Genomic DNA, 22203 nt, shown 5'->3' with positions numbered 1-22203 from the left:
CCGGCTATTCGGACGGCGCCTCGCCGCCCTGCCCGGCGCCGTCGGCGAAATCCCGCCACAGCATCACCAGCACCGCCATCGTCGCCGGCCCCACGAACAGGCCGAGAATGCCGAACTTGGCCGCGCCGCCCAGAATGCCGATCAGCACCCACAGGAACGGCAGGCGGGTGGCTCCGCCGATGATCGCGGGGCGGACGAGGTGGTCCGCCACCGCCAGCACGATCAGCCCGCTGACCACGATGATGCCCGCGTTGACCGGCGATCCCATCGCGATCTGCAAGGCCGCGGCCACGGCGAACATCGCCGCCGCGCCGAACGGAATCGTGGCCGCCACTGCCGTCAGAATACCGAGCATGATCGGATGTGGCGTTCCCAGCAGCGAATAGACGATCGTCATTACCGCGCCTTCGCCGATCCCCACAAGGACCAGCCCGTCGATCGTCGCCCTTACCGAATTGATCGCCTGCCGCCCGATCCGCTCCCCGGCCGGGCCGAACACGCGATCGCTGGCGCGAAGACCCTGCCCGACGATCGCGTCCCGGTCACGCAACAGGAAGAACAGGGTCATCAGCGTGAAGGCGAACACCACCGCGCGGTGCATGAGGTTGCTGCCGATCAGCCGGCCATGCATGACCACATCGACATCCAGCATCCGGCTGAGCACGAAGCCCGGCGCGTGGGGATCGGCGAGATGGGCCTGCCACCATGCCCGGACAAACGGCGCGGTGCCGTCCAGCCAGGCGGGCGGCGCGATGCCGTTGGTCCTCGCCCATTCGAAGCCCTGCCCGATCTGCCGCGCCTCTGCCAGCGCCTGCCCGATCGCGAACAGCAGCGGCACCAGCACCACCAGCGCCACCGCCAGCGTGATCGCCGCCGGCAGCAGCACGCGCGCGATCCGGCCATTCCAGCGCCCGCGCAAACGCAGATAGAGCGGATCGATCGCCACCGCGATGATCACCGCCCAGGCCAGCGCCGGCAGGAATTCGCGCACGATCCACAACGCCAGCGCCACCAGCAGCGCCACCAGCACCAGCCGCGCGCGCCTTGCCTCGATCCCCCGGCGGTTCATGCCTGCTCCTCCATCACCGCGCCGACATGGCGGTATCCGCGCCGCGCCGCCAGATGTTCCTGCCGGTGGCGTTCGCGATAGCTTTCGCGCTGCGCCTCGGTCCGTTCGCCGTGGCACGCGGCGCAGCTGACGCCCTCCTCGAACAGCGGCGAAGCCCGGTCCGCCGCGCCAATCGGGCGGCGGCACGCGCGGCACAGTTCGTAGGAGCCCTGAACCAGGCCGTGGCCCACCGTCACCCGTTCATCGAACACGAAGCATTCGCCGCGCCACAGGCTTTCCGCCTCGGACACGGTTTCCAGATAGTTCAGGATGCCGCCCTTGAGGTGATAGACCTCGTCCACACCTTCCGCCTTGAGGAAAGCGGTCGATTTTTCGCAGCGGATGCCGCCGGTGCAGAACATCGCCACTTTCGGGGGCTTGCCCTGGCCCAGCAGGCGCGCGCGTTCGGCGCGGAACCACGCGGGAAATTCGCGGAACGATTGCGTGCGTGGATCGATCGCCCGTTCGAACGTGCCAACGGCAACCTCGTAATCGTTGCGGGTATCGATCACGATCGTATCCGGGTCGGAAATCAGCGCGTTCCAGTCTTCGGGCGACACATAATGGCCGACGCTCGCCAGCGGATCGATGTCCGGCTCCCCCATCGTCACGATCTCGCGCTTGAGGCGGACCTTCATCCGGTAGAACGGCATGTCCGAGGCTTCGGAGAATTTCACGTCCAGCGCCGCACACCCCGGCAGCCCGCGTATGTGCGTCAGCACGGCATCGATTGCCTGCTCCGTTCCCGCGATCGTGCCGTTGATCCCCTCGCGCGCGACCAGCAGCGTGCCCTTCACGTCCAGACCGCAGCACAGCCGGGCAAGCGGCGCGCGGATCGCCTCCGGATCAGGGAACGGTGCGAACTGGTAGAGCGCGGCGACACGCCAGGGCGATGATGCGTTGGTCACAGGAATGATCCGTCCGTCCGCCGGTTCGGCGGGTTTCCAGCGGCGCATATAGCCTGCGCGGCATGGCCGGAACAGAAAACTTGGCCGGCCCCACTCACCACCTCTTGACCGCGCCGCTTCGCTCCGGTCCGGTACCGCAAAGCCATCGCCCGGATGGCACAAGGAGAGGACATGAGCACCATACCCGACAGGACCCCGGTGATCGTGGGCGTGGGTCAGGTCGTCGATCGGATCGAGGCGGACGATTATCGCGCGCTGTCCGCCGCCGATCTTGCCGCCGCCGCCGCCGAAGCCGCGCTGGCGGACAGCAGCGCGGCGGCGCTGGTGCGTCCGCAATTGCGTGTGGTGGGCGCGGTGCGAACGTTCGAGGATTCGGGCGCAGCGCCCTCCCCGTTCGGAAAGCCCGACAAGTTCCCGCTTGCCGTCGCCCGCCGTCTTGGCGTCACGCCAGACCATGCGATCCTTGGCAAGGTGGGCGGCGACACGCCGGTGTCGATGGTGATGGAACTGGGCGATCGCATTCTTGCCGGAGAAACCGACGCCGCCATCGCCTTCGGCGCGGAAGCGATTTCCACCACGCGCCACCTCGGCGGATCGGGCGAAACGCGCGACTGGGCAGAACACGACGAAGGCGAGATCGACGACCGGGGTCCGGGCTACGAAGGGATGCTCTCGGCCCTCGCCGCGCGCCACGGCGCGCGCGGGGCGCCGATCGCCTATGCGCTGCTCGAAAACGCGCGGCGCGCGCGGCTGGGCCTGTCGCGGGAGGACTATGCGCTGGAAATGGGGCGGCTGTTCGCGCCTTTCACGCAGGTCGCCGCCGCCAACCCGTGGAGTTGCTCCGCATCCGCAGCGATGACGGCCGAACAGATCGCCACGCCCGGCGAACGCAACCGTATCGTCGCCGATCCCTATACCTTGAAGCTGGTGGCGCGCGATCAGGTCAACCAGGGGGCGGCGGTGCTGCTGATGGCGGCCGGCGCGGCGCGCGCGGCAGGCATTCCGGAAGACCGCTGGATCTTCGTCCATGGCGCCGCGCTGGCGGTGGAGCGCGAAATTCTCGACCGGCCGGACCTCAGCCGCTATCCGGCCGCCGATGCCGCCATCGCCTCGGCCTTCGCCAGCGCCGGCAAGACCGCCGCCGACATGGCCGCCTTCGATTTCTACAGCTGTTTCCCGATCCCGGTCTTCACCGCCGCGATCGAGGGACTGGGCCTGACGGGCGACGATCCACGCGGCCTGACGGTGACGGGCGGCCTTCCCTATTTCGGCGGTGCCGGAAACAACTATTCGATGCACGCCATCGCCAGCGTGGCCGAACGGCTGCGGCGGGAAGCCGGGAGCTTCGGCTTCGTGGGCGCGAACGGCGGCTTCCAGTCGAAATACGGGGCCATGGTGCTCTCGGGCGAACCGCGCGCGTGGCCCGGCTGCGAAAAGGACGGCATCCAGGCACAGCTCGATGACGCGCCCAAACCCGCGATCACCGCGCAGGCGCAGGGAACGGGCACGATCGGAACCTACACGGTGGTCCACACCAAGGGCGTGCCCACGCATGGAATCGCCATCGGCACCTTGGCGGACGGCGCCCGCTTCATCGCCAACCCGGCCGACGAAGCGACGCTTTCGCGCATGGTGGCAACCGATCCGCTGGGGGCGAAGGTCATCCTCACCGCCGGCGAAAAGACCAACACGTTCGTTTTCACGGAATAGGCAAAAGGCCGGCCCGCTTCACAGGGAGCGGGCCGGCCTTCCGGAATCGCCGATATTGGCTCAGGAAACGAACGCGGCCTTCTTGCGGCGCACCAGCGTTTGCGTGGCGGTGTATTCCAGCAGCCCTTCCAGCCCGCCTTCCACGCCCACGCCCGATTGCTTCATGCCGCCGAACGCCGCCAGCGGCGACAGGTGCTGCGTTTCGTTGACCCAGACCGTGCCCGACTGGATGCGCTGGGCCAGTTCGAACGCCTTGTCCTCGTCGCTGCCCCAGACCGATCCGCCAAGGCCGTAGTCCGATGCGTTGGCGCGCGCGATCACATCGTCGTAATCGTCGAACCGGATCAGCGGCAGGACCGGGCCGAACTGCTCCTCCTGCACGATGCGGCTGTCCTCGGGCGGATTGTCGAGGATCGTGATCGGCACGAAATAGCCCGGAACCTCGGCCTTCTCTCCGCCCGTCAGGAAGGTATAGCCCTTGTCCCTGGCATCCTGGATCAGTTCCAGCACGCGCGCGTATTGCTGGCTGTTGTTGATCGGGCCGATCTGCGTGCCCTGCTCCGACCCATCGCCCACTTTCACCGTCTTCGCATAGGCCACGATGGCATCGCGCAGCGGTTCGTAGATGTCCTTGTGGATATACATCCGCTTGGTGGCGATGCAGATCTGGCCGTTGTTGGTGAAGGCCGCCCAGAACAGTTGTTCGGCGATCTTCTCTACATCCACATCGGGCATGACGATGGCGGCATCGTTTCCGCCGAGTTCCAGCGTCACGCGCTTCAGCGTGGGCGCAGCGGAGGCCATCACGCGGCGGCCCGTCTGGGTCGATCCGGTGAAGCTGATCTTGTCGAAGCCCGGGTGCGCGGTCATCCACGGCCCCAGGCTGTCACCGCCGGTAATCACGTTGAGCACGCCCGCCGGCAGGATTTCCGCCGCCAGCTCGGCAAACTTCAGCGTGCTCAGCGGCGTGAACGGTGATGGCTTCAGCACCATCGTATTGCCCGCGAGCAGCGCCGGCGCGACCTTGAACATCGCCAGGATCATAGGGAAGTTCCACGGCGCGATTGCGCCGACAACGCCCAGCGGCACGTGCCGCGTGATGCTGATCCGCTCGTCCGAATCCTCGTTCACCGTTTCGGGCAGGTCGAGCGCGGTAAAGGCCTTGAGCCAGTACCCCGCGCCCATGCATTCGCCCTGCGCCTCGTGGTGCGGCTTGCCCTGTTCGCTGGTCAGCAGGCGCGTGAAGCCATCGAGGTTGGCGAAGATCGCATCGCCCAGCGCGTTGAGCTTCGCCTTGCGCTCCTCGATCGGGGCTGCAGCCCAGCCCGGAAAAGCCTTGCGCGCCGCCGCCACGGCCGCGTCGAGATCGGCCTGCGTCGCGTCCGGCGCGCTGGCGATCGCTTCCTCGGTCGCGGGATTGATCACATCGAACGTGGCGCTGCCAGCAACGAATTCGCCGCCGATCAGCATCCTGTAAGTACCGTTGAATTCCATGGCTGTGCCTTTCACTGGGGTCTGTCCGGGGATCGGCCCGGCCATCAGGGAACGAGAACGACCTTGATGCACTCTCCGCGCGCCTGCGCGGCAATGGCTTCGTTGATTTCCGCCAACGGGAACGTCCGGATCAGGCGATCGAACGGGAAATTGCCGGCGGCATGGTGGGCCAGCAGTTCCGGAATGAAATCCTGCGGCGTGCTGTCGCCTTCGATGATGCCGATGATGCGCAAGCCCGGCGTCATCAGCGCGGCGATGTTCACGCTGATCGCGGCGGTCATGTCCTTGGGCACGCCGACCAGGCCGATCATCCCGTGCGGGGCTAGGTTGGCAAGTCCCGTCTCGATCACGCCGACATTGCCCGACGTATCGAGCGCATAGTCCACGCCCAGCGGCAGGATCGCGCGGATGGCTGCCGCCAGATCGCCGGCGGCGGGATCGATCACATGCGTCGCGCCGAATTCCAGCCCGATGGCACGCCGCGCGGCGATCGGTTCGACCAGGATAATCGTGGAGCAGCCCTGTATCCGCCCGGCCATCACGGCGGCCAGCCCCACGGGTCCGCCGCCGAACACGATCAGCGACGAACCGGCGGGGCAGGCCATCGACCGCATCACCGCGCCCGCGCCGGTCTGGAAGCCGCAGCCCAGCGGCCCCAGCAGTTCCAGCGGCAGGGCCGTATCGCCGACTTTCACCACATTGCGCGCGCGCGTGACCGCCAGCGTCGCGAACGAGGACTGGCCGAAGAAGTGCGACGACACGCGCGCGCCATCCGCGCCGGCATAGGCGGTGGAACCATCGTCCAGCCGCATCCCGGCATAGTTCATCGGCACGAATTGCACGCAATAGCTGGGCAAATCCTCGGCGCAGCGGGCGCAGGTGCCGCAGCTCGAAAAGCCCAGCACCACGCGATCGCCCACGGCCAGGTCATCGACGTCCTCGCCCACGGCCTCGATCACGCCGGCGCCTTCGTGGCCCAGCACGGCGGGCTTGGCGAACGCATCGAACTGGTCGCGGAAGACAAGATCGGTGTGGCACAGGCCGACACCGGCGATCCGCACCAGCACCTCGCCCGCGCGCGGCCCTTCAACCGTGACCTGTTCGAGCGTGAAATCCGCATGGGCGGCCCGCGCAACGGCGGCGGTACAGACAGTCATCAGGCTCTCCTCATCATCTTTCCGCGCCGTTCATTTCCTGAAGTTCCGGCAATCCGCTTCGGTGAACGTATGGGCTGGCCCCAACAACCGGCGCAGCAAGAATTGCGAAAAATGGCAGCATGCCATGCAATCCATCGGACCAATTTAATCGATCAGTTAATTTCGTCCAACCCGTTTGTCTCCCCGTTAGGTCAATCGGGCGCAAGGACCATCTTGAGCGCGCCGGCTTCCCGGCTGTCGAACAGACGATAGGCTTCCGACCCTTGCGATAGCGGCATCCGGTGGCTGATGTAGCGCTCCGGCCGCAGTCGCCCGGATTGCACCAGCGGAAACAGCGCGGGGAGTTCCTCGGGCACGGAGCAGGTGCCGATGCGGAAAGTCAGCCCGGCGGCAAACGCGCGCTCCAGCGGAAAGGCATAGCGCCGCGATTGCTGGACGCCGATCACCGAAACCGTGCCCCGGCGCGCCACCAGCCGCAGCGCCAGATCGACCGTGGCGTCCGACCCGACCACCTCCACTACGCAATCCAGCTTGCGCCCCTTCGTGGCCTCACGGATCGTTTCCAGCGCGGCATCGGGATGCAGCGCGATCGCCCCCGCTTCGGCGGCCAGCGCGCGCCGTTCGGCAATCGGATCGATCGCATAGACCACATGCGCGCCCATCACGAAGGCGCTGTCCACCGCCATCAGGCCGATCGGGCCAAGGCCGATGACGGCCACGGCGCTGCCCGGCCGGATATCGGCGTTGCGCGCGCCGAACCAGGCGGTCGCCAGCGCGTCGGTCATCCTCAGCGCCTGATCGCCGCTCACGCCTTCGGGAATGGGCACCGCGTTCATGTCCGCCGCCGGCACGCGGAACGCTTCGGCCTGCACGCCCTGCAGCCGTGCGGAAAGGCCGTAGCACGATCCCAGGCCGGATTCGCAGTTCAGGACGTTGCCGGCAAGGCATGACCGGCACGCGCCGCAGCCCACCGCCGCCGGCACCATGACCCTATCACCCACTTTCACGCGCGAAACGGCGCGCCCCACCTCGACCACCTCGCCCACGGCCTCGTGCCCCACGCAGAAGCCGATATCCTCGGAAAAGCCGTGTCCGTGGTAGATGTGCAGATCGCTGCCGCAGATCGAGCAAGCGTCCATGCGGATGATCGCATCGCGATCGGATTCGAGCACCGGATCGTCCATCGTCTCGTGCCGAATGTCCCGCGCGCCATGGTATCGCAGCGCCTTCATGCCCTTGCCCTCCCCGGTTCAGCGCGCGTTGGCAGCGACGTATTCCGCAATCTTGAGCTTGCCGAGCTGCGACATGTGGACTTCCTCCGGCCCGTCGGTGATCCGCACGTAGCGGTTGAGCGTGAAGAAGTGGGCGACAGGGGTGTCATCGCTCACCCCCATGCCGCCGTGGACCTGGATCGCGCGATCGGCCACGGTCTGAGCCATCTGCGGCGCGATAACCTTGATCGCCGCGATCAGGTCGCGCGCCACCTTGTTGCCGTGGCGATCCATCGCGTCGGCCGCCTTCAGCGTCAGCAGGCGGGCCATCTCGATCTCGCAGAAGCTGCGTGCCACGTGCTGACGAATGCTGCTCTGGTCGGCGAGCTTGCGGCCGAACGCGACGCGGCTGTCCGCCCGGCGCGCCATGTATTCCAGCGCGCGCTGCGCCTGACCGATCGAGCGCATGCAATGGTGGATGCGCCCCGGCCCCAGCCGGCCCTGCGCGATCTCGAACCCGCGCCCTTCGCCCAGAATAAGGTTCTCCTTCGGCACGCGCACGTTGTCGAAGCGCAGTTCCACCTCGCCGCCCGGCGAATTGTGCGAACCGAACACCGTCAGGTGCCGCACCACCGTGATGCCCGGCGTATCGCGGGGCACCAGGATCTGCGAATGCTGCGCATGGCGCGGCGCATCGAAATCGGTCTTGCCCATCACGATGAAGATGTCGCACCGCGGGTGCATCGCGTTGGAAATCCACCACTTGCGGCCGTTGATGACGTATTCGTCGCCCTCGGGCCGGATCGACAGTTCCAGATTGGTGGCGTCGGAGGAGGCGACCTGGGGCTCGGTCATCACGTAGGCCGAGCGGATTTCGCCATCGAGCAGCGGCTTGAGCCAGCGCTCCTGCTGCGCCGCGCTGCCGAACTTGGCCAGCACTTCCATGTTGCCGGTATCGGGCGCGGAGCAATTGAACACCTGGCTGGCCCAGGGCACGCGCCCCATGATCTCGGCCAGCGGCGCGTATTCCAGATTGGTGAGTCCCGGCGAGAACGCGCCGTATTCGTGCGGCAGGAACAGGTTCCACAGCCCGGCATCGCGGGCGCGGACCTTCAGCGCCTCCATCCCCGGCCATTCCTGCCAGAGGTTCGCCTGATCGTGGACGAAATCGGCATAGGCCTTTTCGTTCGGATAGACGTGCTCGTCTATGAAGCCTTCGAGCCGGGCGATCAGCCCCTTCACCTTGTCGGTATGGTCAAACTGCATGAGGGGATGCTCCCGGCTGTTTCAGAGGGACAGGCCGCCATCCACCACCAGCGTGTGGCCGGTGACGTAGGATGCCAGCGGCGACGCGAGGAAGATCGCCGCGCCGGCCATGTCTTCGGGCGTGCCCATGCGGCGCTGCGGAATGGTGGCCAGCGCCCCTTCCAGCCGCTGCGGATGCGCGGTGGTCACCTTGGTCAGCTTGGTATCGACCAGCCCCGGCGCCAGCCCGTTCACGCGGATGCCGTCCGCCGCGAACGCCTGCCCCAGCGATTTGGTCAGGCTGATCGCGCCCGCCTTGGACGCGGCATAGGCCGGATTGCCGATATTGGCCTTCAACCCCGAAATCGAGCTGACGATCACGATCGCGCCGCGACTCTCGGCAAGTTGCGACCGGAACTTGCGCGCGCAATGCATCAGGCTGTCGAGATTGACCGCCATCACCCTGTCCCAGCCGGCGCGCTCGAATTCGCCGCGCTTGTAGACGACTGTCCCCTGGCAGAGGATCAGGACGTCGAGCGAGGGGAACGGCAACGCCGCCGCATCGATGGCGTCGGGATCGCCCACGTCAACGCAGGAATAGCCCAGGCCCGTCAGGTCCGACCCATCACCCGGATCGTACTCGTCCGCCGATGCCCGCGTGCCCCAGACGTGGACTTTCCCGCCACGGGCGCGGAACGCCTGGGCGATGCCGTTGCCGATGCCGCTGGAACCGCCGACGACCAGCACGGTCTTGCCGGAAAAGTCGGTATCTGTGGGCATCCTTGCCTCTCCTTTTGCCGGCCCTCTCTTCCCGTCAGCGGGGCGCCGGACGATCCCGTCCCGCCCCCCGCCGATCGGGTATCACGCGTCAGAACGTGGCGCGCAAGCGCAGGCCGTAGGTACGTGGCGCGCCGAGATAGCCGTTCTCGTCACCGGTCTGGAGCGGCGTCGGGAACGACTGGGTGAAGTAGGTCCGGTTGAACAGGTTCTGCACCCACCCTTCGACCAGCAGGTTCCACTTCGGAATCTTGAAGCCCAGGTTGGCGTTGACCAGGCTGACCGGCCCCTGTTCCGAACGCGACGCGGTGCTGATGAGCTGGCGGCTGGTGTACTGGTACTGCACACGCCCCGTCAGGTTCAGGTTTTCGCTCAGCGGCTGATCGAGATTGAGCGCGACGTTGGCCGAAAGCTTCGGCGCGAAGCGGAACCGCGAATCCGACAGGACCGGATCGATCGAGGCATCCTTCGCGTACTTGGCGTGCGGTATCCAAGTGCCGTCGATGCCCAGCGTCAGGCTGTTCGAAAGCTGGAACAGGTTCTCGATCTCGACGCCATAGTCCTTGGCCGACTTCGCGTTGAGCACGGTGAAACGCAGCCCCACGAACTGCGCGATCTGGAGATCGGACAGGTCGTAGTAGAACAGCGCGATGTTGGTCCGCGCGCGCCGGTTCAGGTACTGGAACTTGGCGCCCACTTCATAGGCGTTGACCTTTTCCGGCTTGTAGGTGGGATCGAGCGGGGTCGAGACGGTCGATGTCGGGCTGATCAGGCGGATCAGGCCCTGAAGCTGCGGCGGAAGCGCGTTGAACACGGTCGGGTTGTTGAACAGCGTGCCCGCCGCGTTCGCATCGATGTTCACGCCGCCCGCCTTGAAGCCGCGGTTGTACGTGGCATAGAGCATGACATCGTCGACCGGACGGTACTGGATGCCCAGCGTCCCGCTGACCGCCTTGTCAGTCCGGGTCTTGTCATAGTTCGGGCTCGGCCCAAGGCCGAGAACCGTGAACACGGTGTTCGGGAACGGCGAGAAGAAGGCATTGCGGAACGCGCCCTGCTTCTTTTCGACCGAATAGCGCACGCCGGCGATGATGTTGACCTTCGAGCCGAGCGCGAAATCGAGATGCGCGAAACCGGCGTAGGAACGCGCCTTGCCCGACATCGCTTCCACCGCCCACGGGCCGACGGATGCGTTCACCGTGCCGGCCGGAATGCCCGAAGCGCCCAGCACCGCGTTCCAGTAGGCCTGCCCTTGCGAAGCCCAGGGCAGCGTGCGGCCCATCTTCAGCTTTTCATCCGAGACGAAGCCGCCGAACACGGCATCGGCGTTCAGCGCGCTGATCTTCGTGTTGTAGGTCAGTTCCTGCGAGATGAAGCGGCTGTCGAAGTTTTCGTAGTAGCGGAAGATATCCGCGCCCGAGAAATCCGGGTCCATGTCGCGCTGGTCGAGCTTGAACTTGCGGATCGCGGTTACCGACTTCAGCGTGCCGCCGCCAAGGCCGGCCTCGATCTGCAGCGTGCCACCGTAATCGGTGATCGTCTGGCGGCCATTGCCGTTCAGCGTCTGCTGAAAGTCGGACAGCTTGCGCGAAGGCACCTTGCCGCCGTTCAGCGTGGTCAGCAAGTCGACCAGCGGCTGCGTCGGGCCGTTCTTGAAGTCCGAAGTCGCATAGCAGCAGTTGCCGCCGCCGTGTGAATAGTCGCCGATCAGGCGGATGGTGAGGTCCGGCGTCGGCTCGAACAGCAGTTGCGCCTTGATCGCCTGCGTGGAATCGCCGTTCAGGTGCTCGCCATTGGTGGGGTTCGTGTAGAACCCATCGCGGTGCGAGACCACGCCCGCGATGCGGAACGCCGCGTGATCGCTGATCGGCACGTTGCCTGCCGCGCGCACGGTGAAGGTGTTGTAGTTGCCATAGCTGGCGTCAAACAGGCCCTCCATGCGGTCGGTCGAAGGCTTGGCCGAGGAAAGCAGCAAGGCGCCGGCGGTAGTGTTCTTGCCGAACAGTGTGCCCTGCGGACCGCGCAGCACCTGCAGGTTGTCGATATCGAGGAAGCTCTGCAGCGCGGCGGCGGCGCGGGTGCGGTACACGCCATCGATGAACACGCCGACCGAGCCTTCGAAGCTGCGGCTGTTGCCCGTGGTGCCCAGGCCGCGAATGATGACGTTGGCCGTGGAGCTGGAAATGTTGGTGGCGCGGAACGTGATCGACGGGCTGACCGCCTGGATGTTGGAGATGTTCTCGACGCGGGCGGTTGCCAGCGCTTCGCCGCTGGCCGCCGTGATCGCGATCGGCACGTTCTGGAGATTTTCGGCGCGACGCTGCGCGGTGACGACGATTTCCTGGAGCCCGGCGCCCTGATTATCCGCCGTGCTTTCCTGAGCGATCACGGGCGTTGCTACAACCGACGAAACGACCATGCCGGCAACGCCGGCAAGGAATACTGCCTTCATGCTTACTACCTCTCTCACTATCCGCTCTACGCCGGATCAGACCGATGGAGTCTGCTTCAATCCTGCGATTAAATCTTGACATATCACGCCACGATCGTGACCAATAGCGACAGGAGAGTTTATGACGCCGGTCGCGCATCCATCGTCCATGCAGCAATTCGTCCGGTACGCGCGGCTTACCGGCATACCGCTGGAAGATATTCTCGACCGCGAACTATGGTCGATCGTGCAATCGAGTGCGACGCGGGAAACCGTGCCCGCGCACGCCATGGTCGATATCATGCAGATCTGCGCGATCATGGCGAACCGCCCGGACATTGGCGTGGCCTTCGCATCCTGGTGCAACCTGAACGGCTACGGCCCGCTGAGCCTGCTTTGGGGCCACTGCCCGACGGTGGGGGAAACGATCCGCGTCTCGAACCGCTTTCTGCATCTGGAAAGCGATGCGCTGGGCGTCCGCTCCATCGAAACCGAGGACGAAATCGCGCTCGTCCAGTTCGTCACCATTCCCACCCGTTTCGGCGGCAGCCAGTTCGTGGAGGCCACGCTCAGCTTGCAGGTTCGCATCCTGCGGCTCGTGCTGGGGGCCGACTGGAGCCCCGTGCGCGTCGAGTTCGACCATCCGCCGCCGCGCAACCTCAACCTCCATCGCACCTTCTTTCGCTGCCCCACCACTTTCGGCGCCGACCGTTCCGCCGTCGTCATCCGCCGCGAGGAGATGAAACGCACCAATCCCAACGGCAACGCGCACCTGCTCGCTTATCTCGAACGCCAGCTCGCCGCGACCATGCGCCCCAGCGTGCGCGATTTCGTGCGGCAGGTGGAAGAACTTGTCGCCGCGCATCTGGCGGGCGGACAGGCCACGCTGGAGCGCACCGCCGCGCTGCTGCGACTTGGCGGGCGCAGCCTGCAACGCCGGCTGACGGCACACGAGATGACCTTCGGCGATGTTCTTACCAACGTACGCCTGCGCGTTGCGCGGGAATATTTCGCGCTTGAGGCAAAGCCTAACCTGTCGGAACTCGCACACCGCCTGGGCTATGGCGAGGCCAGCGCCGCCAGCCGGTTCCTGCGCCGGCACATGGACAGCGGCGCCCGCGCCCTGATCCTGCGCGGCAAGGCGATCCGCGCCCAGCTGTGACCCCGGCAAAACCGGCTCTCACACCAGCAAGAATTGTCAAATCCCGGCGCAACCCTGTGAAACGGCAAAGCGCTCTCCCGAAGATATAGGGTTTCTTCAGATGCAGGCCGGGCCAGCCGGCTGCGAACACCATGGGAGAAATCCGAATGCGCACCGCCCTCGCCACCGCCCTGTTGCTGGGTGGTGCCTCCTGGCTTCCGACCATCGCCCTTGCGCAAACGGCTGGAGACGGCGCCAGCGACAGCGCCTCCGCGCAGGACGTGATCGTGGTGACGGCCCAGCGGCGCGAACAGTCGGTGCTCGAAGTGCCGATCGCCATTTCCGCCATCGGCGGCGACAGCCTGGCGTCAAAAGGAATCACCAATTCCGCCGCGCTGCAATCGGCGGTGCCCAACCTGCAGATCAGCAGCCCCTATGGCTCGACTCAACCGAATTTCAGCCTGCGCGGCATCAGCGTGGCCAACGAATACAACTCCAACCAGGCCTCGCCGGTCGGCGTCTATCTCGATGACGTCTATCTCGCCAACCGCACCGCGCACGGCATGGGCCTGTTCGATCTTGATCGCGTGGAAGTGCTGCGCGGGCCGCAGGGCACGCTGTTCGGCCGCAACACCACCGGCGGCGCGATCAACTTCATCACCCGCGCGCCCGGGCTGCACGACAACGAAGGCTATGCCGAGGTCGGCTATGGCAACTTCAACACCTGGACAGCCCAGGCTGCCGTGGAAACGACGATGGTGGAGAACGAACTCGGCCTGCGCCTTGCCGCCAACTACATCAAGGGCGATGGCCAGATCCGCAACGTGTTCCCGGGCGGACGCGACGGCAATTCGCAGGATACCTTGCAGGGCCGCGCCACGCTGCGCTTCCGTCCCGGAGACGGACCGCTGGACGTGAAGATCAAGGTCTATGGCGGGCGCGATCGTGGCTCGCAGGCAGCCGTTCAGGGCTTCCTGCCGGCGCGTGCCGGCCTCGGCTTCTTCGAGACTAACGAAAACCGGCTCGGCCTGAACCGTACGGAAGCCTACGGCATCTCCGCCAACGTGGCCTACCACGTCTCGGACGCCCTCACGCTGACCTCGATTACCTCGCGCGATGCGGGCAAGCAGAACCTGCAACAGGCGGCCGACGGCGCGCCAGTGGACATCCTCGACATCAACTGGCGCTCTTCGTACAACCAGTTCAGCGAGGAGCTGCGGCTGAACTACAGCACCGGCAAGCTGAGCCTCGTCGCGGGCGGCTTCTATGGCTGGGACACGGTCGTCACCGACAACACCTTCAACATCGGCAGCGCGCTGGGGCCGGGCGTCAACGGCGGCTTCTTCCAGCACTATCGCCAGCGCCGATCGTCCACCGCGCTGTTCGCCCAAGGCGATTACAAGCTGGCCGACCGGCTGACCCTGACGCTTGGCGCGCGCTATACCTGGGACCGCGCGACTTATCGCGATGGCTATGCCTATCTCTTTGCCGGCGATATCGGCGGCGCGCAGACGCCGCTGGCGACGACCGTGCCCTGCGCCGGCGTGGCGGGCACCTGCGCCTATGATCCGACGGCACGCTACGCCGTCGACGGGCGCAACCGCGCGCTGACCGGCCGCGTGGCGCTGAGCTACGAACTGCCGGGCGGCACGCTGCTCTATGCCAGCTACAACAGAGGCTATCGTTCGGGCGCGTTCAACGGTGGCGGCTACACCTCCTCGGCCGGCATCACCTATATCGCGCCGGAACGGGTCAACGCCTATGAAGTGGGCTTCAAGGGCCGCTACGGCGGCATCCTGACGCTGACCGGGTCGGCGTTCTACTACGACTATACCAACCAGCAGGTGCAGGACACGCGGCCCGGCCCGGTCTCGTTCCTCGTCAACGCGCCCAAGTCGGAAGTCTATGGCGCCGAACTGGAGGCCAGCGCGCGCCTTTCGCGCATGTTCAAGCTCAGCGCCTCCGCCGGCTACCTCCACGCCCGCTACAAGCAATTGACGTTGCAGGGTACGAAGCTGGACGGCAACAACCTGCCCTTCGCCCCGGAATGGACGTTCCAGGCCGGCATCGACGCCACGCTGATGGACAACGCCACCGGCAAGATGACGCTCTCCCCCACCGTCGCCTATTTCAGCCGGCAGTATTTCTCGCCGTTCAACGCGATCAACGCCACCGGCACCACGCAGAACAATGCCGAACTGCAACAGGGCGCCTACGCCAAGGTGAATGTCAGCGCCGCGTTCCAGACCGGGCGCTTCACCTTCAAGGCCTTCGCCAACAACCTGTTTGACCGCCAGACCTACGCCTACGGCCTGGACTTGCGCGGGGCGGGCTTCCCCTACAACTTCCTCGTGCCTTCCACGCCGCGCACGTTCGGCGGCTCGGTCAGGGTCGCGTTCTGATGAGCAAGGCCCGCGCCATCGCTTCCAGCCCCATCGACCTGAAGGACGCCCGCCTGTTCGAACAGGGCGTTCCATGGGAGGCGTTCGCCCGGCTGCGGCGCGAAGAGCCGGTGTACTGGAACCCGGAAAGCGATGGTGCGGGCTTCTGGGCGGTGCTGCGCCATGCCGACATCGTGGAGGTATCGCGCAACCCCGCCCTGTTCTCCAGCGCCTACGAAAACGGAGGCCACCGCATTTTCAACGAGAACGAGGTTGGACTGACGGGCGCGGGCGAAAGCGCGATCGGCATCCCCTTCATCTCGCGCGATCCGCCGGTCCACACGCAGTACCGCAAGCATATCATGCCAGCGGTTTCACCAGCACGGCTAGGCGATATCGAGGCGCGCATCCGCACGCGGGTGGAGCACCTCGTCGCGGCGATCCCGCTGGGTGAGGAAGTGGACCTCGTACCCCTGCTGTCCGCTCCTCTCCCCCTGCTGACGCTGTGCGAACTGCTCGGCCTGTCGCCCGATCTCTGGCCCAAGCTCTATGACTGGACCAACGCCTTCGTGGGCGAGGACGATCCCGATTTCCGCCAGAGCCCCGAAGCCATGGCGGCAACGCTTGCCGATTTCTTCGCCTTCGCCACCCAACTGTTCGAAGCGCGACGGGCAGCGCCTTCGCACGACATCGCCTCGCTGCTGGCCAACGTGGAAATCCATGGGGAGAAGATCGCCTTCCGGGACTTTGTCGGCAACCTGATCCTCGTTCTCGTTGGCGCCAACGAGACCACGCGCAATTCGCTGTCGCACACCGTGCAGCGCTTCGCCGAAAGCCCCGATCAGTGGGCCATGCTGCGGCGCGACCGCGGACTGCTGAAGACCGCCACGCCGGAAATGGTCCGCCATGCCTCGCCCGTCCTCCACATGCGCCGCACAGCCATGGCGGATACCGAGCTGGGCGGCCAGAAAATCGCCAAGGGCGACAAGGTCGTGCTGTGGTACGTTTCAGGCAACCGCGACGAGACGGTGTTCGATGCGCCGGACCGGTTCGACATCACGCGGGCGAAGAACCCGCACCTGGGCTTCGGATCGGGCCAGCACGTGTGCGTCGGATCGCGCCTGGCCGAAATGCAGTTGCGCGTGGCGTTCGACATTCTCGCGGATCGGGTTATGTCTTTCGAGATTATACGGTCGCCGCGCCGGTTCCGCTCGAATTTCCTCAACGGGCTCAAGAACCTCGACGTCATGTTGCGGCCGGCGTGAGAGGCAGTCGAATGGTGGAAAGCTGGACCAACGAGCAGATCATCTCCGACGTGCTGGGGCGCGGCGCGGACATCCAGCTGGGCGGTGGCGAGAAAGGCTGGCAGCTTTCGCGCTGGCGCCAGTTCGTCGGCAGCTATGAACTTCCCGCCCTGCCCAGCCCCACGTTCGTGGTCCACATCGCCGGCAAGCCCCGCGTCAAGACCTGGGACCGCGATGGCTGGAGCGAGGCAAGCTCGATCCCCGGTTGCGCCACGATCATTCCTTCGGGCCGCCCGACCGGATGGCTCGTCGATGGCGAGCTGGACGTCGTGACCCTGTCCATCGCGGAAGACCAGCTTCGCGTCGTGCCTGCGCGCGACCAGTTCGACCGGATGCGCTTCGCCTTTTCCGACCCGCTGGGCGTGGCGCTGACGCGGCAAGTGCTGGCGGAACTCTATGCGCCGGAGACGCCGGAGCGGAACGTCTATGTCTCCACGCTGGTCGATGCGCTGAAGGCCCACATGCTGCGCGGCCCGGCGGACGCCAACGCCACGGCCTTTCCAACCTCCGACTTCTCCGCCTATCGCATCCATCACGTCATGAACGCGGTGCTGACCCACCCGGAGGAGGAACACACGGTGGAATCGCTCGCCGCCGAAGTGGGCCTCACGCCATCGCATTTCTGCCGGGTGTTCAAGCGCGCCACCGGCCTCAGCCCGCACCAGTACGTGATGAAGGCCCGGCTGGAGCGCGCGCAGGAAATGCTCTCCAGCACCGAACTGACGGTCGCGCAGATTTCGGAAGCGCTCGGCTTCGGCAGCCAGAGCCACTTCACCCGCGCCTTCCGCAGCTTCGCCGGCCAGCCGCCGACCGCCTGGCGGCAGTTAAAGCTGCATTGACGCGCCAACCAGGATAGCCGGCCGAGATAGGCCGTTGGGCTTTCGCGCCGGGCCTGCTAGGCGCGCGGCATGTTGACGATCAACGATATCACGGTGCGGCTGGGCGGCCGCACCATTCTCGACCGCGCCTCCGCCTCGCTTCCCACCGGCGGCAAGGTCGGCCTGATTGGCCGCAACGGGGCGGGCAAATCGACGCTGATGAAGGCCATCATCGGGGAAATCGAGCCCGACGATGGCGCGATCGAGATGCCGCGCCGCGCGCGCCTGGGCTATATCGCGCAGGAAGCGCCGGCCGGCACCGCAACACCGTTCGAAACCGTGCTGGCGGCCGACAAGGAGCGCGAACAGCTTCTGGCCGAAGCGGAGACCTGCACCGATCCCGACCGGCTGGGCGACGTTCATGATCGACTACTGGCGATCGACGCCTACAGCGCCCCTTCCCGCGCCGCGCGCATCCTGATCGGGCTGGGCTTCGACGAAGAGATGCAGGCACAGCCGCTCGACAGCTTCTCGGGCGGCTGGAAAATGCGCGTCGCGCTGGCGGCGCTGCTGTTTTCGGCGCCCGACCTGCTGCTGCTGGACGAACCGTCGAACCACCTCGACCTTGAAGCGACCCTGTGGCTGGAGAACTTCCTCAAGTCCTATCCCGGCACGCTGATCGTCATCAGCCACGAGCGCGATCTGCTGAACAACGTGGTCGATACCATCCTGCACCTGCAGGGCGGCAAGATCACGCTTTACCCCGGCGGCTATGACAGCTTCGAGCGCCAGCGCGCCGAACGCGCCGCGCAACTCGCCGCCGCGCGCGCCGCGCAGGACGCGCAACGCGCCAAGCTGCAGGATTATGTCGCCCGCAACAGCGCCCGCGCCTCCACCGCCAAGCAGGCGCAATCGCGCGCCAAGATGCTGGCCCGGATGCAGCCGATCACCGCGCTGATCGAAGACCCGACGATGCGCTTCGACTTCCCCAGCCCCGACGAGCTGCGCCCGCCGCTGATCACGCTGGACAAGGCGGCGGTCGGCTATGCCCCCGGCACACCGGTGCTTGCACGGCTCAACCTGCGCATCGATCCGGACGACCGCATCGCGCTGCTCGGCCGCAACGGCAACGGCAAGACCACGCTGGCGCGCCTGCTGGCCGGCCAGCTCGAAGCGATGGATGGCGTGATGCGCCTCTCGGGCAAGACGCAGATCGGCTATTTCACGCAGTATCAGGTGGAGGAACTGGCCAGCGCCTCAACCCCGCTCGAACTCATGACACGGGCGATGGACGGCAAGACGCCCGCCGCCGTGCGCGGGCAGCTCGGGCGGTTCGGGTTCTCGGGCAATACCGCCACGTCGCAGGTCGGCACGCTTTCGGGCGGCGAACGCGCGCGGCTGGCGCTGGCGCTCGTCACGCGCGATGCACCGCATCTGCTCATCCTCGACGAGCCGACCAACCACCTTGACGTCGATGCCCGCGAGGCGCTGGTGCAGGCGCTCAACGCCTATGACGGCGCGGTTATCCTCATCAGCCACGACCGGCACATGGTGGAACTGACGGCGGACCGGCTGGTGCTGGTCGATGGCGGCACGGCGACCGAATACGCCGGGTCGATGGAAGACTACATCGACTTCATCCTGGGCCGGAACCAGCCGCGCGAAGCGCAGTCCAGCGACGTCAAGGGCGCCAAGCCCCAACGCAAGGCCGGCGCGCAATGGCGCGAGGACATGCGCGCGCTGAAGAAGCAGGTGAGCGAGGCGGAAACGCGCATGGGCCGGCTGCAGAAGCAGCTTTCGGCGTTCGATGCCGCGCTGATCGATCCGGCTTCCGCGCCGAACGACCTTGCCCAGCTCAACATGGGCGAACTGTCCCGCCGCCGCGCCACCGTGGCCGACGAACTGGAAGAGGCGGAGGCCGCATGGCTGGACGCCAGCGAGGCGCTGGAAGTGGCGCAGGCTGGAGGCTGAGGCGTACCTAGGCTTCCATGGCAAAGGCGTGCGCCTGCAGCGCCGCCGCATCGGGAACCTCGATCGCGCCGTACCGGCGGCGCACCAGCCCGCGATGCTCCAGATCGGCAAGGCAAGCGTTCACGGTCTTCCGGCTGAGGCCGACCATCTCGCCCAGCGCCTGCTGGCTTAGAGGCAGCTCCGCCCCCGTGCGCGCGTCGGAGGCGAAGCGCGCCAGCCGCGCCGCCAGCCGCTGCCGGGGTGGCAAGGCGGTGGTTTCGGCCAGCAATTGCACCATCATCCGCAGTTGCGCATAGTTGAGGCTGGCGATGGCCTGCCAGATCAGGGGTTCGTCGCGCGCGATGGCCGCCAGTGCGGCGTCGGTCACCTGGAGAACCAGACTGGCCGCCGTGCTGATCGCGGTGACCAGCCGGGGGCCGCCGCCGAAGCGCGCCGTCTGGCCGATGGCATTGCCGTGGCCGATCTGGCCGATCAGCACGTCCCGATCCCCCGGCGCCTGCGCATAGATCTGCAACGCGCCGCGCACGACAACGAGAATGCCGCTGTCGTCATCCCCTTCGGCATAGGCCCAACGCCCCGCAGGCAGCACCCGCAACGTGCCGTGGGCCAGCAGGCGGCGGCGCAGGTCGCCGCCATGTCCATCGAGCCAGCCACACCGGTCGAGCGCGGCGGCCGCCATCGCAAAATCGTCTTCGCCCATGGCCGCGCAGCCTAAGACGTCAGGGTACGCCTGTCATCGCCCCAGGCAACGGCGATCGCTCCACGTCCCGCCTACTTCCCGGTGGTGAAACCGATCTGCACCTTGGGCGGGTACTTGCGCAGTACCTGCTGGTAGCGCGCGATTTCCGCGCCGACCGGAATGGCGATCGGCAAGTGCCGGATCGCCACCGAATTATCCTCCTGCGGATTGGCGTAGAGGTTGAACATGGTGCCGCCCGCCGTCTGGCTGACCGTGCCGGTGAACCCGCCGTGGTTGCCGTTGGGCGTCATCGCATAGGGGTCCTGCGTCAGCATGGTGAACTTGAACTCGTCCATTCGCACCGCGGCGAACTGGGTGTTCCAGAAATACAGGATGCTGCGCCGGTTCGAGGCGCCGTTGTCGGCGAGCAGGAACGAGGTCTGGTCAACCCCGTCGAGATAGTTGCCCGCCCCCATCTTCTCGCCCATCGCGGCCCCCTTCACGCCGGCAAGGCTCAGGCTGGTGGGCAGGATGTCCGCGAAATCGAACAGGCCGTCGGACTTGCGCGGCCCGATCATGCCCTTCCAGTACACGAAGGTCGGCACGCGGACTCCGCCTTCCCAGGTCGATCCCTTGCCACCCCGGAACGGCGTGCGGCCGTGGGGATCGATTTCCTGTTCCGGCCCGTTGTCCGACGTGAACACGATCATCGTGTTGTCGATCTCGCCCGTCTCTTCCAGCGTCTTGTAGAGCCGCGCGAAGATGTCGTTCATTTCGACGAGGCAGTCGGTGTAGTCGTTTCGCGCGGGCGAACGGCCGGCGTAGAAAGCGTTAGGATAGTTGTCGAAATGGCAGCCGCGCGTGCCGTAATAGAGGAAGAACGGCTTGCTTCCGCCCTTCTGCCGCTTGAGGAAATCGACGGCGTAATTGGCCCAGCGCTGGTCCAGATCGCGGCTGTAGTCCACCGTGATAAGGCCCACGTTCTCGATCTTGCCGCCCTTCGCGGCGTGAACGTCGTACTTGTTGAACGGCGCTTCCTCGATCAGCCGGCTACGCGTGGGGCTGAGCGCCACTTCCGGATTGAAATTGGGATCACGCCATTCGGTGTACATGTCGGACACCGAAAGGAAGCCACGGAAATCGTCGAAACCGGCATTCTGCGGCTGCGACCCTTCGTTTTCACCCACGTGCCACTTGCCGATAGCCTGGGTGACATAGCCCTGTGCCGAGAGCATCGAGGCGATCGTCGGCTTGCCGTTCAACCCGCCGGCCTCGCCATACATCGGCGGACGCAGCAGGCCATGATGGATCGGCAATTGCCCGGTGAGAATCGTCGCGCGCGAGGGCGAGCAGCTTGGCTGCGAATAGGCGGAGGTGAGCACCAGCCCTTGCGCCGCCACCTTGTCGACATCGGGCGTCGGCGCGCCCAGCGTCACGCCGCCGCCGTTGAAGCCGAAGTCCATCCAGCCCACGTCATCCATCAGGAACACGATGATGTTGGGCTTCTTTCCGGTCTTGCGCTGGAGATCGGCCAGCTTCTTTCCGACTTCCGCGGTCTGGTCCGGATGATCGATCATCGGTTCCATGTTGTCGGCAACGGATTTGCCGGGAATCCCGATGTACTGGTCCTGGAAGTCATAGCCGGGCGCCTTGCCGCGCTTGATCGGGCCGGGCGTGCCCGGTCCCTGCACGACTCCGCCGCCCACCGGCACGCTTTGCGCCCATGCGGCATGGCCGCCCGTGGCCACTGCCAGCGCAATGGCGGCGCACCGCCAGAACCTGCCGGTCCGCTTCCTGCCCATCAGAACCTCCGCCTGCTTCCGTGATCTCCCATCCACACCATAGCAGACCGAGAGATCCGGATTGTC

General features: G+C 66.2%; 16 protein-coding genes. 6 read left to right on the top strand and 10 right to left on the bottom strand.

The window, feature by feature from the left end; translation table 11 throughout:
* Positions 1 to 4: 4 nt before the first annotated feature.
* Complete coding sequence (locus tag EH199_RS08330; RefSeq protein ID WP_124808792.1) at positions 5 to 1069, bottom strand: AI-2E family transporter; 1065 nt, start codon at positions 1067 to 1069, stop codon at positions 5 to 7.
* On the bottom strand, positions 1066 to 2016 hold the full coding sequence (locus EH199_RS08325) for a rhodanese-related sulfurtransferase (protein WP_223806546.1): 951 nt from the start codon (positions 2014 to 2016) through the stop codon (positions 1066 to 1068). Before EH199_RS08325 ends, EH199_RS08330 begins: the two co-directional genes overlap by 4 nt.
* 171 nt (positions 2017 to 2187) lie before the next feature.
* Between EH199_RS08325 and EH199_RS08320 the strand changes: the two genes are divergently transcribed.
* Entirely contained in the window at positions 2188 to 3726 is a 1539-nt protein-coding gene (locus tag EH199_RS08320) for an acetyl-CoA acetyltransferase (protein ID WP_124808790.1), read from the top strand.
* Positions 3727 to 3786: 60 nt separating this feature from the next.
* Here EH199_RS08320 and EH199_RS08315 read toward each other — a convergent pair whose 3' ends face one another.
* The 6 genes from EH199_RS08315 to EH199_RS08290 form a co-directional block, all read right to left on the bottom strand.
* Positions 3787 to 5220: an aldehyde dehydrogenase family protein gene (locus EH199_RS08315; RefSeq protein ID WP_124808789.1), complete on the bottom strand. Its 1434-nt coding sequence runs from the start codon at positions 5218 to 5220 to the stop codon at positions 3787 to 3789.
* A gap of 44 nt (positions 5221 to 5264) precedes the next feature.
* Positions 5265 to 6377 carry an NAD(P)-dependent alcohol dehydrogenase gene (locus tag EH199_RS08310; protein ID WP_124808788.1) on the bottom strand — a complete coding sequence of 371 codons (1113 nt, stop codon included), beginning with the start codon at positions 6375 to 6377 and terminating at the stop codon, positions 5265 to 5267.
* 191 nt (positions 6378 to 6568) lie between these two features.
* Positions 6569 to 7609, bottom strand: a complete 1041-nt coding sequence (locus EH199_RS08305; protein ID WP_124808787.1) for an alcohol dehydrogenase family protein — start codon at positions 7607 to 7609, stop codon at positions 6569 to 6571.
* Between the two features lie 18 nt (positions 7610 to 7627).
* On the bottom strand, positions 7628 to 8854 hold the full coding sequence (locus EH199_RS08300) for an acyl-CoA dehydrogenase family protein (protein WP_124808786.1): 1227 nt from the start codon (positions 8852 to 8854) through the stop codon (positions 7628 to 7630).
* A gap of 21 nt (positions 8855 to 8875) precedes the next feature.
* A complete protein-coding gene (locus EH199_RS08295; protein WP_124808785.1) occupies positions 8876 to 9613 on the bottom strand; it encodes an SDR family NAD(P)-dependent oxidoreductase in 738 nt (245 codons plus the stop codon).
* Positions 9614 to 9701: 88 nt separating this feature from the next.
* Positions 9702 to 12062 (bottom strand): TonB-dependent receptor, encoded by a 2361-nt coding sequence (locus tag EH199_RS08290; RefSeq protein ID WP_124808784.1) that lies wholly within the window; start codon positions 12060 to 12062, stop codon positions 9702 to 9704.
* A 121-nt stretch (positions 12063 to 12183) separates the two neighbouring features.
* Between EH199_RS08290 and EH199_RS08285 the strand changes: the two genes are divergently transcribed.
* From EH199_RS08285 to EH199_RS08265, 5 genes are all read left to right on the top strand, one after another.
* A complete protein-coding gene (locus EH199_RS08285) occupies positions 12184 to 13203 on the top strand; it encodes an AraC family transcriptional regulator (protein ID WP_124808783.1) in 1020 nt (339 codons plus the stop codon).
* A gap of 146 nt (positions 13204 to 13349) precedes the next feature.
* Positions 13350 to 15584 carry a TonB-dependent receptor gene (locus EH199_RS08280; RefSeq protein WP_124808782.1) on the top strand — a complete coding sequence of 745 codons (2235 nt, stop codon included), beginning with the start codon at positions 13350 to 13352 and terminating at the stop codon, positions 15582 to 15584.
* Positions 15584 to 16828 carry a cytochrome P450 gene (locus EH199_RS08275; RefSeq protein WP_124808781.1) on the top strand — a complete coding sequence of 415 codons (1245 nt, stop codon included), beginning with the start codon at positions 15584 to 15586 and terminating at the stop codon, positions 16826 to 16828. The genes EH199_RS08280 and EH199_RS08275 overlap by 1 nt, the downstream gene beginning before the upstream one ends.
* Positions 16829 to 16839: 11 nt before the next feature.
* Complete coding sequence (locus tag EH199_RS08270; RefSeq protein WP_124808780.1) at positions 16840 to 17706, top strand: helix-turn-helix domain-containing protein; 867 nt, start codon at positions 16840 to 16842, stop codon at positions 17704 to 17706.
* A 69-nt stretch (positions 17707 to 17775) separates the two neighbouring features.
* A complete protein-coding gene (locus tag EH199_RS08265) occupies positions 17776 to 19656 on the top strand; it encodes an ABC-F family ATP-binding cassette domain-containing protein (protein WP_124808779.1) in 1881 nt (626 codons plus the stop codon).
* A 7-nt stretch (positions 19657 to 19663) separates the two neighbouring features.
* Here EH199_RS08265 and EH199_RS08260 read toward each other — a convergent pair whose 3' ends face one another.
* Together EH199_RS08260 and EH199_RS08255 are read right to left on the bottom strand one after the other, a co-directional pair.
* Complete coding sequence (locus EH199_RS08260; RefSeq protein WP_124808778.1) at positions 19664 to 20356, bottom strand: Crp/Fnr family transcriptional regulator; 693 nt, start codon at positions 20354 to 20356, stop codon at positions 19664 to 19666.
* A gap of 71 nt (positions 20357 to 20427) precedes the next feature.
* Positions 20428 to 22137, bottom strand: a complete 1710-nt coding sequence (locus EH199_RS08255; RefSeq protein WP_124808777.1) for a sulfatase-like hydrolase/transferase — start codon at positions 22135 to 22137, stop codon at positions 20428 to 20430.
* Positions 22138 to 22203: the final 66 nt, after the last annotated feature.

The sequence above is a fragment of the Novosphingobium sp. LASN5T genome, assembly GCF_003856955.1.
Taxonomy (GTDB): Bacteria; Pseudomonadota; Alphaproteobacteria; order Sphingomonadales; family Sphingomonadaceae; genus Novosphingobium.
This window is presented reverse-complemented; position numbering and strand designations above follow the sequence as displayed.

Bases quoted from the DNA above. Each gene is read 5' to 3' on its own strand.
- EH199_RS08330 (WP_124808792.1), bottom strand. From the start codon at position 1,069: ATGAACCGCCGGGGGATCGAGGCAAGGCGCGCGCGGCTGGTGCTGGTG.
- EH199_RS08320 (WP_124808790.1), top strand. From the start codon at position 2,188: ATGAGCACCATACCCGACAGGACCCCGGTGATCGTGGGCGTGGGTCAG.
- EH199_RS08315 (WP_124808789.1), bottom strand. From the start codon at position 5,220: ATGGAATTCAACGGTACTTACAGGATGCTGATCGGCGGCGAATTCGTT.
- EH199_RS08310 (WP_124808788.1), bottom strand. From the start codon at position 6,377: ATGACTGTCTGTACCGCCGCCGTTGCGCGGGCCGCCCATGCGGATTTC.
- EH199_RS08305 (WP_124808787.1), bottom strand. From the start codon at position 7,609: ATGAAGGCGCTGCGATACCATGGCGCGCGGGACATTCGGCACGAGACG.
- EH199_RS08300 (WP_124808786.1), bottom strand. From the start codon at position 8,854: ATGCAGTTTGACCATACCGACAAGGTGAAGGGGCTGATCGCCCGGCTC.
- EH199_RS08295 (WP_124808785.1), bottom strand. From the start codon at position 9,613: ATGCCCACAGATACCGACTTTTCCGGCAAGACCGTGCTGGTCGTCGGC.
- EH199_RS08290 (WP_124808784.1), bottom strand. From the start codon at position 12,062: ATGAAGGCAGTATTCCTTGCCGGCGTTGCCGGCATGGTCGTTTCGTCG.
- EH199_RS08285 (WP_124808783.1), top strand. From the start codon at position 12,184: ATGACGCCGGTCGCGCATCCATCGTCCATGCAGCAATTCGTCCGGTAC.
- EH199_RS08280 (WP_124808782.1), top strand. From the start codon at position 13,350: ATGCGCACCGCCCTCGCCACCGCCCTGTTGCTGGGTGGTGCCTCCTGG.
- EH199_RS08275 (WP_124808781.1), top strand. From the start codon at position 15,584: ATGAGCAAGGCCCGCGCCATCGCTTCCAGCCCCATCGACCTGAAGGAC.
- EH199_RS08270 (WP_124808780.1), top strand. From the start codon at position 16,840: ATGGTGGAAAGCTGGACCAACGAGCAGATCATCTCCGACGTGCTGGGG.
- EH199_RS08265 (WP_124808779.1), top strand. From the start codon at position 17,776: ATGTTGACGATCAACGATATCACGGTGCGGCTGGGCGGCCGCACCATT.
- EH199_RS08260 (WP_124808778.1), bottom strand. From the start codon at position 20,356: ATGGGCGAAGACGATTTTGCGATGGCGGCCGCCGCGCTCGACCGGTGT.
- EH199_RS08255 (WP_124808777.1), bottom strand. From the start codon at position 22,137: ATGGGCAGGAAGCGGACCGGCAGGTTCTGGCGGTGCGCCGCCATTGCG.